This window comes from Sporosarcina sp. QA0331 (genome assembly GCF_055808055.1).
Map to the genome: position 1 here is coordinate 903,601 of NZ_CM147850.1, position 16,022 is coordinate 919,622.

Genomic DNA, 16,022 nt, shown 5'->3' on the forward strand with positions numbered 1-16,022 from the left:
TTGCGCCTAATCTCACAAATCCATCCAAGAAAAACGTGTCAAAAGTTTGATATAAAAATAGCGAAATATTGAGAAAAGTCGCATGGTCTCGACATAGACGCAATGGTACGATAGGAGTGCAGTCTATTAATCTATCAAACTTTTATGGAAAGGGAGCGGTTCGCGGTCAATCTTCACGCAGTTCACCATATTTTTCAATGATGAAGGGAGAATGGTTTCATGCGTAGTAAAAGGTGGAAGAAGCGTTTGAATGCTTTATTGGCGGCTGGACTTGCTACAACGGTGGTTGTACCGTCAATTCCTGCCGTTGCAAATGCGGAGTCTGGGGCAACGGATCTGATTATTTCCGAATATGTTGAGGGCAGCAGTTTTAATAAAGCGGTTGAACTCTATAACGGATCGGGACAAGCCGTCGATTTGAGTAATTATTCGTTAGAATTGTATGCGAACGGTGCTACGGCGGCTACTGCGAAATTGGCGTTGTCAGGTACATTGGGTGATGGTGAAACGTATGTTTTATACCATCGTGATGCGGCTTCGGAAATAAAGGACAAAGGAAATCTTGAAAACTCGAGCGTCATTAATTTCAATGGAGATGATGCGCTCGTTCTCAAAAAAGGAAGCACAACTATTGATTCATTCGGTCAAGTCGGGGTGCGGACAAACTGGGGCACGGATGTGACACTCGTTCGGAACGCTTCAATAATGAGCGGAGATACGAATACAGAGGATGCATTTAACAGTGGTGATGAGTGGACGGCTTATCCGAAAGATACATTCAATTACTTAGGTGCACATGAAATGAACGGATCAGAACCTGGCGAACCGGGAGAGCCTGAAGAGCCGGGGGACATTTCAACAATCGGAGATGCGCGCACCAAGGCACTTGGAGAAACGGTAACGATCAAAGGTACTGTTGCGGCCAAATTGAAGAATACGATTTCGGTACAAGATGGAACGGGTGGAATCGCTGTCAGGCCGACAAGTTTGAATGTGCAAGTCGGTGACGAAGTCACATTAACGGGAGCGCTTGCCGATTACCGTGGCTTGCTGCAGTTGGATGGCGCTGCGATTATTGATGTCACGGAAGGTGCCGGAACTCCTGAACCTATTATCATTACAGGATCAGAAGTCGGTGAAACTACAGAATCGCAACTTGTCACTGTAAATAACGCCATACTAACAGATGAACAAGCCGGCAGCGGATGGGCGAATTTTACAGCGACAGATGGAACAGGTGAATTCATCGTTCGTGATGAGACAGCGTCATTAGGCCTCACTGTCGGTACAGCTTATGATTCGATCACTGGAATCGTCCAGCAGTTCGACAATGATTATCAGATCATACCGCGTTCGACGTTGGATATTATAGTAGACAGCTCCGTCATCCAACCCGTCAATGCGAATCCAGCTAGCGGAACGTTCGTGGGAAGTGTGAAGGTTTCCTTGACGACATCTACGCCTGGTGCGGAAATCCTGTACACATTGGATGGAACAAATCCGATTGAAAACGGAGCAACGTATGCTTCGCCGATTAATATCCATGAAGACACGACAGTGAAGGCAGTCGTGAAAACGGATGATGGGCGTTTTGGCAACCTATCGACATTCACGTATGTCATTACGGAAAGCCTGCAAATCCATGATATACAAGGAGAAGGACATACCTCTCCATTTGACGGGCAAGTTGTGGAAGGCATTGAAGGGATTGTCACATACAAGTATGAGCTGAACGGCTCGACATATTATCATATCCAAACTCCCGATGATAAGCGAGACGGCGATTTGAATACGTCCGAAGCGATCGTATTGTATAGTGGCAGGGATGCTTGGAATCTTTCGATAGGAGATTTAGTTTCTGTCACTGGAACAGTTAGCGAATATGCGATCGATGGGTATGCGGACCGCCAGGAAACGGACTTGAAGACGACACAGATCAACGTCCGTGACGACCGTGGAGGTAATGTACGAATTATTGAGCGCAATGTCCCGCTTCCAACGCCATTCAATATCAATAAAGAGAATTTGCCACAAGAGAAAATTGCCAGCCATCAGTTAGCTGAATTCGATCCGACGAAATATGCCGCGGATTTCTGGGAAAGCCGTGAAGCGATGCTCGTAGAAGTCGGCAATGTGAAAGCGGTAGCGCCTCAGGAACATGGCGACCTTGTAACGGTGTTCGAAAATACCGCAACAGAAACTATACATGGGGGACTTCTTTACAAGGAAAATGATCAAAATGCAGAGCGGGTCCAATTCAGACTCGAGCCGAACGGGCCGGCACGTGATTTCGAAGTCGCAACAGGAGACCGATTCGAAGGACCGATTAGAGGAGTAGTCGGCTATTCATTCCAAAACTACAAAATCTACACTTCTCTGAGTGACATGCAGCAAGCGCATTCGAAAGGTGCAGCGGTTCCGGAGAAGACGACGATTGAGAAAGATGATGAGAAGCTGACGATCGCCTCCTACAACTTGGAGAACTTCTCGAACAATACAAAAACGACTTCAAATGACAAAGCGAAGAAATTAGCTCGAGCATTTGTACAGGACATGCAAAATCCTGACATTATCGGCGTGACCGAAGTACAGGATAATAATGGACCGGACGCAGGCGATTCCCGTGCGAATGAAAGCTATGAACGCCTCATCCAAGCGATTGTTGATGCGGGCGGTGTCCAGTATGAGTATGTCAATATCGATCCGATAAACAATGAGGATGGCGGACAGCCAAACGCGAATATCCGCGTCGGTTTCCTTTACAATCCTGCACGCGTTTCATTGACGGAAGGCAATCCGCGTGGGGATGCAACGACAGCTGCTCACTATGAGAATGGCAAGTTGACGCTTAATCCTGGACGCATCGCTCCGAATGATCCAGCGTTCAACAGCAGCCGGAAGCCACTCACTGCGCAATTTGATTTCCAAGGCGAGTCGGTCATCGCAATCGTGAACCATTGGAATTCCAAAACAGGGGATACTCCTTTATTCGGATCTATTCAGCCGCCGGTCTATGGAAGTGAAGTGCAGCGGAAACAGATTGCACAGCTTGTCTATGATTTCATTACTGAAATTAAAACAGATAACCCGGAAGCGAATATCGTCTCCCTTGGAGATTTCAATGACTATCAATTTGCGGATGCATTGAAAATCCACGAAGGAAGCTTGATGACGAATATGATCAACCATGTCGAACCGGCTGACCGCTATTCGTACGTCTATCAAGGAAATTCACAAGTACTCGACCATATTTTAGTGTCAAATAACTTGGTCGATCAAACAGAAATTGACATTTTACACATAAACGCAGACTTTACGGACATGGCGGGACGTGCAAGTGACCATGATCCTGTCATGGTGCAAATCGGCTTCGAAGCTCCAGTCGTTTGGGAACCTGTTCCGATTAAAAAAGTTTACAATCTCATCAATGAACATAAAAAACAAATTATGATTGCTGAGCCGAGTGTCTCTGTCTATATGGACGCGCAGTCATCATTGAAGGATGGCATGTACTTGAAAGGGGACTATGCAGAGCTGACGGGTGAAGGATTTAAAACGAATACCGTCATTTTGCAGCCGAAGAAAAAAGGTTTGATCGTCGATATGAAAGGGACGGAAATGGGCCATGTAATCGTAGAAGGCACACATCCTCTCGAAATTAGAGGCGCTGAAAATATTCAGAGGATTGATTTTGTCAAAGGCGCAGACCCTTCCGGCATCATTTTCTACAACTCGAAAGGTAAGCGGATTGGTGTGCCTGTAGTAAACACCGCGCCTATTGTCACGAAACCGATTCCGAATAAGCAAGCAAAAGTCGGCGAGAAGATTTCAATCGCTCTCTCCGAATATTTCAGTGACCCGGACGGCGACAAGCTGACATTTTCTGCGACGAAAGGGATAGTCGATCTAAATACGAACATCTTGACTTTACAATTGGAGGAAGGCACGCACATCGTCGGGGTGACGGCGAAAGACGGGGATAAATCCGTAACGGCAAGCTTCTCAGTCACTGTCACAAAAGAGGAAGTGCCTGCGGATGGCTATTATAAAAATGCAACTGGCAAAGAAGGGCAGGAATTGAAGGCGGCTCTTCACGATATCATTTCCGATCACCGCCAGCTATCCTATGCGGAAGTGTGGGAAGCGTTGAAGGAAACGGATAAAGATCCTAACAACCCGAATAACGTTATTCTGTTCTATTCAGGTGAACCCCGTTCCAAAGATCGGAACGGTGGAAATGTCGGGGATTGGAATCGGGAGCATGTTTGGGCGAAATCACATGGCGACTTTGGCACGAGCAAAGGGCCAGGAACAGATATCCACCATTTGCGTCCGACCGACGTCCAAGTGAACAGTGCACGCGGCAACTTGGATTTCGATTATGGCGGCAGCTCGGTGAAGGGCTGTGATGGATGTTTCAAAACCGCCAATTCGTGGGAGCCGCCAGATCGTGTGAAAGGTGATGTAGCAAGGATGCTATTCTATATGGCAACCCGTTACGAAGCGGGAGACCGTGTTGATTTGGAATTGAATGAACTGCTCAACAACGGCAACAATCCTTATCATGGCAAGCTTTCCGTACTCTTGGAATGGCATGAAATGGACCCTGTAGATGCATTTGAAATGAACAGAAATGATGTAATCGAGCCAATTCAAGGCAACCGGAATCCTTTCATCGACCATCCGGAATGGGTGCAGTCAATCTGGCAAACTTCCGGTTCTACCAATCTGAAAAAAGCATCTTAATGAAGTAGTGGACCAGAGGAGCAACATACTCTGGTCCTTTTTTGTTCCTCTAAAAGTACTTCACTATTTCATTTATACTTCCAGCACCTGTAGCTACATTCCTATACAAAAATAACGATAAGAATCCTTCTAGCATATGAAAAAAGCAATTTATCCAGCGTTACCATAGTCTCGAAATTAAATATCTTAAATTCTAGATTTTCAATTTATGGAAAATGATTCATTAGTTGCGGAACGCAATAAAATTTATGCTATTCGACCTTGTTTTTCATTATTGGATTACAAGTGAAATGCCTTTGGTAAATCTTACTAAGTCACCATTTCCCTTTGGTCCAATGACTATTGTCTTAGCGAAATTCGAGTGCATCCGTCACGGTTTTGACATACATTCGTCACAATGATATTAATTATGAACATAGGAATCTACCAATTGGAAAAGAGACGGAAGGTTTCTCGATTTCGTTAGGATGAAAGAGGGATTGGGATGTTAGAGGCTAAGAGACGTGCAGCTATATTTTTAATATTGGCCTTCATATTAGCTGCTGTGACAGGTTATCTCGTGCTGGAAAAGGTCAAAGAATTGAATGCTGAATTAGGGGGCATGACATCGATTTATATTGCGAAAGGGTCGATTCCTTCCCGTTCACCGATTGAAGCTTCACAAGTGACGAAAATGGATATTCCTAATAAGTTCGTAACGGACAGCCATATTCTTTCCGCTGATGAATTCGAACATCAAGTATCAATCGTTCCATTGAATCCAGGGGATATCATTACGAAAAACATGATCAAACCAGTTTCAAATCTACAAGATGCCAACAATCGCCTCGTCACGATGTATCGGACGGATAAGATTCAGTTCGATCAAGTACTGACGGCTTTGGATCGCGTCGATATCATCGTATCGACAAATAACAATGGGAAGAAAAAGACAGAGGTCTTCATGAAAGACGTGTTAGTCGCGTTTGCGCAAGGGACGAATGACAGCTTCTCCGGCATCGCAGTGGAAGTGACGGCTGATGAGGCACCGACCTTAATACATATGCAAAATTACGCAGAACATATCCGTGTCTTGAAGGCAAACGTCGGGCAGGCTTCGTCATTTGGAGACGAAGTAGAGACTTCCAAAGTTGAGGAAAAATCGGAAGTGAAGGAAGAACCGAAAGAAAAGCCTGAAGGTGAGACGGAAGGTTCGACTGCAAAAGAAGCAGAGAATAAAGAAGACATTACCGATAAAACGGAGCAATCAACAGAACAAAAGACGGAAGATTCAGGAGAATAAAGGTGAACAGTCACTTATCGAAGGGTGAGGCAGTTGGAAAATAAATTGAATATTATGATCGTCTCCGATGAAGAAGCACTCATGTCGCAGTTGAAGACCATTGCTGAGACGAGGTCGGAACAAGTCATTGGTGTACGTTCGAACGAAGCAGTGAGGGAAATGAACCGGGAAATGGCGCATATCGTCATTTTTGGCCAAACGGATACCGATACATCAGTCGAAGTCGTTCAAATGTTGAAAATCATAAATCCGAATGCACTCATCCTGTTCATTGCGAATGAATCTGACTTCGGCTTACTTCGCAATATGACGAGGGCTGGTGCTGATGAATTCTTCGTCTTTCCTGAAGAGGCAGGCCTCTTCTCAAGCAGATTCCCGAATATCGTCAAAAGCTATGCTGCCAAAAAAACGAAGAACGAGGAATCGGCTACACCGACTTTCGGTCGGGGAAGAGGGAAGATCATTTCATTTTATAGCGGGAAGGGCGGAAGCGGTTGTTCATTACTTGCCGCTTCCTTTGCCCAGACGATGAAGCTTGAGTCATCTGCGGAAGTGATACTCATCGATTTGAATGGGCAGTTCGGAGGTGTGGAAACGTTGCTTTCCATTGAATCAAACCGCTCGCTTGCAGACTTGCAACCGGTCATTGAAGAGTTGAATGAAAGCCATATCAGGAACGTCTCTCAAACGCAGGAACATTCCAAAATGGAAGTGCTGATCAGTCCGTGTGATGCGGAAATACTGGAAACGCTTGATGAGGAATTCATCGCAAGGCTGCTCAGAACGTGCAGGAGGTCATTCGATTATGTAGTTGTCGATTTGCCTTCCTCAATCAATGGACTTGTCGTAACAGCGATGGAGGAGTCGGATAAAATCTATTATGTACTTACTCCGGACACTCCTTCATTGAAAATCATGAAGCAATACGAGGAGCTGTCCGAAAGACTTGGGCTAGTCCTTACGAGCAGGATGGAAATCGCTCTGAATAAATTATCGAAGAACTATGAAGTGAAACAGAAGGATTTGAAAAATGTATTGCGCTACCCAATTATCGCTTCGATCAGACAGGATACAAAAGGTCTTCAATCATTCATCAATCAGGGGCAGCCAATACGGAAGCAAGCCAAGGAAAGGAAACTGATCCCGTTTGCAAAAGATATTCGGAAATTCGCCCGTCAAGTCGCAAAGCAGTAGGAGGTGGTGAAGGATGAGCTCTTTATTCGAACGGCGCAAAGAGAAGTTGGCAAAACAGAATTCAACGAATTACAAGTATGAAAATCATCTCGTCGATGAATTGGTCGACCATTACAAAGCGAGATTGCTGAGGGATACGAATCTGGAGGCGCTAACCCAATTGTCATCTGGGGAAATGCGTCTACGAATCGAACAATATGTCTCCCATTTCATGTCCGAAGAGAAAGTGATCATCTCACGGAATGATAAAGATCTGTTGATCACAAGGATTCTCGACGAAGCGGTCGGATACGGGCCGCTGGAGCCGCTCATCAAAGATCCAACGATAACTGAAATTCTCATCAACGGATTCGATGAAGTGTATATCGAAAGAACGGGTCGCCTTGAAATGGTGGATGTCGCTTTCAGGGACGATGAACACGTCAGGCATATCGTCGATCGTATCGTTGCCCCATTAGGAAGACGTGTTGATGAAAGCTCCCCGATGGTTGACGCCAGATTGCCCGACGGCAGCCGTGTCAACGCCGTCATCGCGCCTGTCAGCTTATCAGGGACATTGGTCTCCATCCGGAAATTTCGGGAAGAGCCTTTCCAAATGGAGGATCTGCTCAGATTCGATTCCTTGAATGAAACGATGGCAAAGTTCCTGCAAGGCGTCGTGAAAGGAAAGATGAACACCCTTATTTCCGGCGGTACGGGCTCAGGGAAGACGACATTATTGAACGTCGTCGCTACAGCTATTCCGCATGGCGAACGGGTCATTACAATTGAAGACTCTGCGGAGCTACGCCTCGATCGGCCAAATGTCGTTGGCATGGAAGCGCGGCCAGCGAACGTGGAAGGCCGTGGGGAAGTAACAATTCGAAATCTCGTACGTAACGCTCTAAGGATGCGTCCAGACCGAATCATCGTCGGAGAGGTCCGAAGCGGGGAAGCGTTCGATATGCTCCAGGCCATGAATACGGGCCATGAAGGATCCTTGACGACAGTGCATGCTAACTCGCCTGCTGACGCAATGCGACGTGTTGAGTCCATGGTCATCATGGCAGGAATGGATCTACCATCGACTGTCATTCGTGAATACATCGTTGGAGCGCTTGATATCATTATCCAGGCGACTCGCTTAACGGACGGTACGCGGAAAATCATCTCGATTTCGGAAGTGCAGAAAAATGAAGAGGATGGCACGTTTCGTATTGTTGAAATCTTTAAATTCAAGCGGACCGGGATGCTGGAAGACGGGACAGTCCTTGGACACTTCACAGCAACCGGCGAAATCCCTGCTTGCCTTGATCGCCTCAAGATTTTCGGCATCCATATGGATAAGTCGGACTTCCGAGTGAAAGAGGAGGTTGCGACATGGTAGCAGCATTCGTTGCCGCTGCGACTGTCTTCATATTCCTGATCGCAGTCTATTTCTTGCTGGATTACCGAAAGTCGAAGAGAGAGTGGCGGAAGGAAGTCGAGCAGTTTTATTTGGATGGTGAAAAGCGAAAAAGTGTCATTATCTTAATCGGTACGAAATTCGATGAGACGGAGACGGCAAAGGAATTGGAGCCGAAACTCGCAGACGCCAACATTCCATTCACCCCGTCAGAGTTCTTTGGAGCTCTCATTGTCGGGTATATGGGTATTATTTTCTTGCTTGTTAACTTGTTCAACTTGGATTTGGTTCCAGCTTTACTTGTTGGCATGCTGCTTGTTGAAGGAGCGCGAAGACTATTATTCCTGCTCAGAAAGAACAAGAAGAAGCAGATGCTCATCGACCAACTGCCTGAAATTTGCCGGATACTCGCAAACTCGACTCGTTCAGGAATGACGTTGAATCAAGGGATTCAGCTCGTCACGCAGGAAATAAATGAGCCGGCAAAAAGGGAGTTCAAACGGATGGCCCATGAGCTATCATTGGGCATTGAATTCCAAACGGCACTTCGAACGATGGAAAAACGGATTGATCATAAGGAATTCCAATTGTTCGCAGCAACGATGCTCATCCAAAAAAAAGCGGGAGGTAACTTGTCCGCAGTCTTAGATGAAATGAGCCAGACGCTAGACGAACGGAAATTATTGAAGCAGGAAGTGAAGACGATGACTGCGGAACAACGGTATGTCTCGACGCTCGTTCCGGTCATCCCGATCTTCTTGGTTCTCATGATGAACAACATCATCGACGGCTTCCTCGATCCTTTATTTTCAGGGATCGGCTTGATCCTGTTGACGTTCTTCCTTTTCGGGACCGTCCTGACATTTGTCATCGTCAGGAAAATTACGAATATCAGGGTGTGAATGAATGGATGGCATAATTGCATTATTTACGTTTCTAGTTGTAGCAACAATCGGAATCTCATTGCGTGCGTACTACGTCTATTTGAATGAAAAACGAAGTTTACGCGAAGAAATCAACGAGTCCGCCTATATCGAAACGTGGATCCGTAAAAAGAAATCGCGGAAAGAGAAAGTATTGGAAAAGCTGTTCAAGTTCGCAGACGACTTTTCCGACCTTGGGCAACGTGTCAACTTCTTCAGTGAAAATATTGAAGTGAAAAAGTATCTTATTCAAGCTGGCTATCCGTACGGATTAACGGTTGCCCGATTCCAGGGGTTAAAAATCTTCATGCTGATTGCGGGATTTTTCATCGGGGGGATTTTATTCATCCTCGGGTTTCCGCTTTCTCAATTCATGCCTATTCTTATGCCGATTGCGGGATTTGGCGGAACCGTCCTTTGGCTCAGATCCAAGGCGCAGAAGAGACAAGAGGAAATTTCCTACCAGCTTCCCGACTTCCTCGATACGATGAGTGTCACGCTGCAGGCAGGGGTCGGAATGGACCAGGCGCTTCGCGACATCGTGCATTATTTCGAAGGCCCCGTCAAAGAGGAGTTCGGTCGTTTCATTCAGGAATTGAGTGTAGGGGTTCCGCGGTCGGAAGCGTATAAATCATTGCTCGAACGGAATGACAGCAAAGAATTTCAGATTTTAATTAAATCATTGTTGCAAGGGGAGCGCCTCGGTGTTCCGATTGCAGACACGTTTAAACAACAAGCCGAAGAGATGAGGAAGCTAAAGAAAGAATTGATCAAGGAGAAGGCTGCCAAAGCATCGCCGAAAGTAACGCTTGTGACTACTTTCCTCGTGTTGCCTTCTGCCCTCGTCCTAATCGGAGGCTTGATGATTATAAATATATTCAACCAGAACAAAGGGATTTTTGAGTTATTCAACTAAAATACATTTATTCAAGGAGAGAATTGAAGATGAAAGAAAAATTGATGATGGCTTGGACGAAAATGATGTTTCCTGTAAAGAATGAAAAAGGAGCACAATCGTTGGAGTGGTTAGGGATTGCGGCATTGCTTATTTTGGTGTTGGGTATCATTTCAACAGCATTAAGTGATCAAAAAGGAGCAATCGGTGAGTTGGTTACTAGTATCATTACAAAGATTAAAGGAATGGTAGGTTAATAAAACAACTAGATAACTAAAAGGAGTACTAATGAATAGAAAAAGAATAGTTCCAATCATCCTCTTGCTTATGCTCCTTCTACTAGCAGCATGCAGTGATAAAGCTAAAGAGAATAAAAAGGATCCAGCAGATGAAATTGTTTCATCAGATGAAAAAGAAGAAGAACAGGACGTTGATATTCAAGAGGAACAAGCCGGGCAAAAGGAGAGCAAGAGTGAGGAGGTTACAGCTGCTCCGATGCCGCAATCATTGGAGGAGCTAGAGCAGTTGCCTTCGGGGTACACGTCATTTATCTCGATTCTCGATGAGGAAGGGCAGAAGAAAATTGACGAGTTGACATCCCATTTGCCTTCTATTATAGGGGAGCCTTCCCAAAATGAGTTGGATCACTATTACAACGAACTTTTGGCAGTATTCCAACAGGATTTCAACGGACCGAGTGAGCTGATTGCAAGATTGAAGTTCCATTCAATCGGCAGCCCGGATATCGACAACCCACGCATGCAGTTCAAGGAAAACATGAATGTCCTCGTCATTTTGGATGCTTCAGGCAGCATGGGTAAATATGTCGGCGGTCAAACGCAAATGGAGGCTGCAAAAAAGGCTATTGTCCAGTTTGTTGAAAACTTACCGAAGGAGGCAAATGTAGCCCTCCGCGTCTATGGTCATGAAGGAACCGGCAGTTCGGCTGATAAGGCGATGTCATGCTCTAGCAGTGATTTACTCTATCCGCTGCAAGCATACGATAAAGTTTCCTTTAAGCAGTCGCTCGATCAAGTGAAGCCTGCAGGCTGGACTCCGACAGAGCTTGCCATTAGAGAAGCGAAAAAGGATCTTGCGGAATTTGATGGAGAGCAAAATACGAACATTGTCTACCTTGTGGGGGATGGGATATCGACTTGCGATGATGACCCGGTTGCAGCTGCGAAAGACCTTTACGATTCCAACATAACACCAATTATTAATGTCATTGGGTTTAATGTCGATAATGAAGGGCAGCGGCAACTGAAAGAAGTGGCAAAGGCGGTTGAAGGGACTTATCAAGACGTCCAAGATGCTGCGACGCTCCAAAAGGAGTTGGATCAAGCAAGTGAAATTGCTAAGCAATGGGCTGAGTGGAAAAAACGCGAGGCGCAAAATCTTAGCCATGAAAGAATAAAAAAAGATCTGGAAATATTTGTTTTTGATAGTCAGCAATTCACAAAGATCGTAGACGAGAGGCAACAAGTCGGCTTCACTTTACAATATCTGTACCAGACGAAAAAAATAATGTCGTCTGAAAGCTATGACTATCTCGTAAAGAAGAATACAGAATATCATAGTTGGATGCAAACCCAATATGAAGCACTTAAAGCTGATTTAGAGAACATGAATGAAATGCAATACAGTGAAGCAATTCAAGCACTAGAAGAGAAGTATCTACAAAACACTCCTGACTAAGAAAGGAGGATGAATTTGAACAGTAGACGGTTAAGAAAATCTTACGCCATATTCATGCTGACAATCATCTTGTCTTGGACAGTATTGCCTGGAATCGCAATGGCAGACTGGTTGAAAGCAGGAAAAGCAATTGATGTTACGGAACCGATTACCGGGGGCGAGGCAATCACGGGTGTTAAACCAATGACAGTTGGTGAATTCATAGTTCCTGGAGAGGTATATAAATATGGAAATACCTTTGAAGGTACATTTTCCCTTACATCCGGCACGGTCATTGTTCCTGTAACCGCACAGAACAATGGATTGTTTTTGATTCCTAGTACGTTGAACGGTACAAAATACGGTGAATTCCTAAAAGCGGGAGATATCATTTCAGGAGGACAGACGCCGAATGGCGGGCAGGTTCCAAACATTAACGGAACACCGCCTACAACCGGGGAAGCGGTGAGCGGCGGTGAAGGACCGAATGGCGGGAAATCCGGCAACTCTGGTGACAATGTAACCGGCGGAGACGGACCTAATGGCGGGAAGGGACCTTCCGGTGGCGACGGTCCAAACGGAGGTAACACAGGAAGCGGCGGCAACGGTCCGGACGGAGGCAATGTCCCGAACGGCGGTGAAGTTCCAAATGGAGGAGATGGCACCACCGGAGGCAACGGTCCAAATGGTGGAGATGGCTCCATCGGAGGAAACGATCCGAATGGTGGAGACGGTTCCACTGGAGGCGACGGTCCGAATGGCGGAGATATTTCTGCTGGAGGCGACGTCCCGAATGGCGGAGATGGTTCCACTGGAGGCGACGTCCCGAATGGCGGAGATGGTTCCACTGGAGGCGACGGTCCGAATGGCGGAGATGGTTCCACTGGAGGCGACGGTCCGAATGGCGGAGATGGCTCCGCTGGAGGCGACGCTCCAAATGGTGGAGACGGTTCTACAGGAGGCGGCCCGAATGGTGGAGATGGTTCCACCGACGGAACAGGTTCGACGGGCGGCTCAACCGGTTCGGGTGACGGAACTTCCGGAGATACGACAGGTGGAGGCCCAACGATTGAAAATGCCCCACCAGAGAGCGAAGAAAAAAGTCTAGCAGAGCACGCTAAATCTTTAAATAGTTATCAAAAAAGTTTTTTTAAAGGCTTAGATGGCACGTTAGCGATGATTGCAGGATTCAAGATTACAGATTTGAAGACGCACAAAGGAAATCGAAATTTGTATCGCGTTAATGGAAAGGCCCAGATTCTCAAAGGCGACAACCGTTTTAGCAAATGGGTGAATAAGCGGTACTCTGATTATCTTAACTCATTTGACAACAGGAAAGACGTCATCATCGGTAATAACGATGGAGTATATAAGCCTCGGGATGGTAAAGAGATCAAGAAGAAGCATATAAGTGGATTCATGAAGGAAGTCGGATCACCAAAAAAGATTGTGAATGATGTCAAATCGTATTTTAAGAACAACTGGGTGCCGAACAAAGATTTCTTCAAAATGAAGACAATCATGAAGGGCAATGGTGTATTGAATGTTGCTCTAAGCGTCACCAGCAATCTTTCTCAAGGTAAGACAGGTACCTCTTTGGCAGCCGGCATTACTAAGGATGTTATCGTAGGAGCGGCTACAACAGCTGTTAGCGCTGCTGCCGGAGTCGGAGCTGCAGCTCTTTCTGGAGCCGCACTTGGAAGTGTTGTTCCAGGCTTAGGTACTGTAGTGGGAGTCGGAGCTGGACTTTTATTTGGAGTACTTACTACGACGCCTGTGGGCAGAAAGGTTACCGATGCAATCGAGGCAGGTGCAAAGAAGGTATACGATGGAGCAGTAAATTTAGGGAAAAGCTTGTTTAAGAAGTTCGGTTGGGGGTCGTAGGGAATGGGAAATCCGTACAAGGCAATGATAATGGGATACTTTCTACCGCTACTGGCGGCAGTGATTGTAATATTCATTCCAGATTACGATATCACTACAGTAGTTTGGGTGATAGCAGTCTTTGCTATTTTGCTAACGATGCCAATACTATTATCATTCCGATTCCCGACCAATAGGGAGAAAGCGTATAAATTGACACTCATGTATCAATTGTACGCTTTCACCTTCTTTTTCGCTTTCCCCTTATTAAGAGTATTGAAAGAGCATTTAGTAATTCAATTACTTTTAATCGGCGTATTCGTCAGTATGTACTTTCTTGCACGGATCGATCAGCGGACGGAAGTCCCAGTCGTCTACCCTGATTCAGACAAAGTGAAGTGGATTGCCTACCCTTATTATACAATACCTTTTGTGCTTGCAATTCTTGGCGTCGGGGGGAATATCTCGGCGATCCGGGTTTTATTCGATTATTTTGGTACAACTACTATGATGCCTTATTTTTCTACGATTATTTATCTATTTTCATGCTGGCTCCTGTTTCTACTAAGCTCACTTGCTTATAAGTCCCATGTAAAGGAGGGGTATTTGGAGAAATGAAATATATACAGGTTCTTGGAATTGTAACTTTAGCAATGATTGTATTTAGCTTTATCATGGTTCTCGCCATCCCGAATTTCTTGGTTCATTCGACGATTGTCATGATTTTTTCATATGGATTATTGGGATATTTGACAAGGTCATTTCATTTTCCATACTTTTCTGCTTACATGTTGGCATGCGCATTGGTTGTCTTTAATACACTATTTGCTCAATTCTTTTACGGGCTTCCGATGTTGTTTGAACCGGATATTGCGCTGTTCAGTTTTGTCAATGCAACTGTGATTGCGATAGTAAGTGTATTCATTTTTAGGAAGGTAGAAGCAAGGAGGGCTCTTAGTTGAGAGAGGTAGCGTATTATTACAATGCACAGCTACTGAAGCTTATCGGGTATGGAATTGTGGTGATGGTTCCGGTCTGGATGATTATATCCAATTATAGCTTAACATTGTTATCCGTCGATTGGGGTGGAAGGGAAAGCCTTGTCAACTTATTATTGAATATCATCCTTTTTACAATTTTTGTTCATCCATTATATTTATTATACAAAAGAGTAAGTGTAGACGAAGAAATGGAATTCAAGGAAATGGTGAAAAGCTTTATTTGGTCGATCGGACCAATCTTAGTAGTTAGCATTTTGATTGCTGCCTTGGTGTATGGGGGCATATTCGCATTTTACATTCCAGGGTTTTTGATTGCGCCCCTTTTGTTCGTATTACCTTTCATGTATCGACATGATAGTACATTGCGCAATTGGATAAAAACATCTATTGAATTCTACCTAAACAATTTTATTCAAGTATGGATACAAATCATCATTTGGTCATGCTTTACTACATTGTTATGGTTTGGCGTACTTTATATCACTTCCTTCTTGGAAATGAATTATGTTGCATTCAATGCGACGAGACTAGTATTTTCATTAGTGGTTTTTCCTTTTGTAGTGTTCTCTTTATCTGAAAAACTACTAAGCATGACAGAAGAGGTGGAAGAATGGGCGAACTGACATTTAAAAAGACGAATACCGCGCTCGCTGTTCTGTTGACGAATGTAACAATGGGCGTGTACTTGCCGTATTGGTTCATTTCACGTAGAGATTCGATCAGCCAACTTGGCAAAGTGCAATTGAATTACAACTGGTTGAAATTCCTGTTTGTCATGTATGCGTTTCTAGCATTTTATTTTGTAATCGGAGGAGCATTCCTGACCGAGATGGGTGTTGATTTTATGGATACATTCAATATTATCATCACATTCATCGGACTTGGCATTACATACTATTCGGTATTCCGTGTTGCGGAGGCAATTGAAGAAAAAGCCGGCGACATGATTTTCAACCGGGTGCTATTGATTTTATTTCACATCTGGTATTTGCAATACAAAATCAATAGATATGAGTGATCGAAGGGGTGTTTAAGCTGAAAAAATTCAAATCAATCC

13 protein-coding genes are annotated in these 16,022 nt (G+C 45.0%); all 13 read left to right on the forward strand.

The features are described from left to right. The first annotated feature begins 219 nt into the window (after positions 1 to 219). Complete coding sequence (locus tag AC0L13_RS04335; RefSeq protein ID WP_473644333.1) at positions 220 to 4,746, forward strand: endonuclease; 4,527 nt, start codon at positions 220 to 222, stop codon at positions 4,744 to 4,746. Positions 4,747 to 5,230: 484 nt separating this feature from the next. Continuing rightward, on the forward strand, positions 5,231 to 6,028 hold the full coding sequence (locus AC0L13_RS04340) for a CpaB family protein (RefSeq protein ID WP_473644335.1): 798 nt from the start codon (positions 5,231 to 5,233) through the stop codon (positions 6,026 to 6,028). A gap of 24 nt (positions 6,029 to 6,052) precedes the next feature. Further along, a complete protein-coding gene (locus tag AC0L13_RS04345) occupies positions 6,053 to 7,222 on the forward strand; it encodes a CpaE/TadZ family protein (protein WP_473644337.1) in 1,170 nt (389 codons plus the stop codon). Positions 7,223 to 7,235: 13 nt separating this feature from the next. Continuing rightward, positions 7,236 to 8,588 (forward strand): CpaF family protein, encoded by a 1,353-nt coding sequence (locus tag AC0L13_RS04350; protein WP_473644339.1) that lies wholly within the window; start codon positions 7,236 to 7,238, stop codon positions 8,586 to 8,588. Further along, a complete protein-coding gene (locus AC0L13_RS04355; protein WP_473644341.1) occupies positions 8,582 to 9,508 on the forward strand; it encodes a type II secretion system F family protein in 927 nt (308 codons plus the stop codon). The genes AC0L13_RS04350 and AC0L13_RS04355 overlap by 7 nt, the downstream gene beginning before the upstream one ends. Positions 9,509 to 9,512: 4 nt before the next feature. Then, on the forward strand, positions 9,513 to 10,445 hold the full coding sequence (locus AC0L13_RS04360; protein WP_473644343.1) for a type II secretion system F family protein: 933 nt from the start codon (positions 9,513 to 9,515) through the stop codon (positions 10,443 to 10,445). 29 nt (positions 10,446 to 10,474) lie between these two features. After that, complete coding sequence (locus tag AC0L13_RS04365; RefSeq protein WP_473644345.1) at positions 10,475 to 10,681, forward strand: hypothetical protein; 207 nt, start codon at positions 10,475 to 10,477, stop codon at positions 10,679 to 10,681. A 31-nt stretch (positions 10,682 to 10,712) separates the two neighbouring features. Further along, entirely contained in the window at positions 10,713 to 12,122 is a 1,410-nt protein-coding gene (locus AC0L13_RS04370; protein ID WP_473644347.1) for a vWA domain-containing protein, read from the forward strand. A gap of 15 nt (positions 12,123 to 12,137) precedes the next feature. Next, the gene (locus AC0L13_RS04375; RefSeq protein WP_473644349.1) at positions 12,138 to 13,985 is read left to right on the forward strand and encodes a hypothetical protein; all 1,848 of its coding nucleotides are present in this window, start codon (positions 12,138 to 12,140) and stop codon (positions 13,983 to 13,985) included. Positions 13,986 to 13,988: 3 nt separating this feature from the next. Further along, positions 13,989 to 14,582: a hypothetical protein gene (locus AC0L13_RS04380; protein WP_473644352.1), complete on the forward strand. Its 594-nt coding sequence runs from the start codon at positions 13,989 to 13,991 to the stop codon at positions 14,580 to 14,582. Next, a complete protein-coding gene (locus AC0L13_RS04385) occupies positions 14,579 to 14,926 on the forward strand; it encodes a hypothetical protein (RefSeq protein ID WP_473644354.1) in 348 nt (115 codons plus the stop codon). The genes AC0L13_RS04380 and AC0L13_RS04385 overlap by 4 nt, the downstream gene beginning before the upstream one ends. Next, complete coding sequence (locus AC0L13_RS04390; protein WP_473644356.1) at positions 14,923 to 15,588, forward strand: hypothetical protein; 666 nt, start codon at positions 14,923 to 14,925, stop codon at positions 15,586 to 15,588. Before AC0L13_RS04385 ends, AC0L13_RS04390 begins: the two co-directional genes overlap by 4 nt. Then, entirely contained in the window at positions 15,576 to 15,983 is a 408-nt protein-coding gene (locus AC0L13_RS04395) for a hypothetical protein (RefSeq protein WP_473644358.1), read from the forward strand. The genes AC0L13_RS04390 and AC0L13_RS04395 overlap by 13 nt, the downstream gene beginning before the upstream one ends. Positions 15,984 to 16,022 lie beyond the last annotated feature (39 nt).

Excerpts from the sequence above, each read along its gene's own strand:
- AC0L13_RS04355 (WP_473644341.1), top strand. The coding sequence starts at position 8,582 with ATGGTAGCAGCATTCGTTGCCGCTGCGACTGTCTTCATATTCCTGATC.
- AC0L13_RS04360 (WP_473644343.1), top strand. The coding sequence starts at position 9,513 with ATGGATGGCATAATTGCATTATTTACGTTTCTAGTTGTAGCAACAATC.
- AC0L13_RS04335 (WP_473644333.1), top strand. The coding sequence starts at position 220 with ATGCGTAGTAAAAGGTGGAAGAAGCGTTTGAATGCTTTATTGGCGGCT.
- AC0L13_RS04340 (WP_473644335.1), top strand. The coding sequence starts at position 5,231 with ATGTTAGAGGCTAAGAGACGTGCAGCTATATTTTTAATATTGGCCTTC.
- AC0L13_RS04365 (WP_473644345.1), top strand. The coding sequence starts at position 10,475 with ATGAAAGAAAAATTGATGATGGCTTGGACGAAAATGATGTTTCCTGTA.
- AC0L13_RS04385 (WP_473644354.1), top strand. The coding sequence starts at position 14,579 with ATGAAATATATACAGGTTCTTGGAATTGTAACTTTAGCAATGATTGTA.
- AC0L13_RS04370 (WP_473644347.1), top strand. The coding sequence starts at position 10,713 with ATGAATAGAAAAAGAATAGTTCCAATCATCCTCTTGCTTATGCTCCTT.
- AC0L13_RS04350 (WP_473644339.1), top strand. The coding sequence starts at position 7,236 with ATGAGCTCTTTATTCGAACGGCGCAAAGAGAAGTTGGCAAAACAGAAT.
- AC0L13_RS04380 (WP_473644352.1), top strand. The coding sequence starts at position 13,989 with ATGGGAAATCCGTACAAGGCAATGATAATGGGATACTTTCTACCGCTA.
- AC0L13_RS04395 (WP_473644358.1), top strand. The coding sequence starts at position 15,576 with ATGGGCGAACTGACATTTAAAAAGACGAATACCGCGCTCGCTGTTCTG.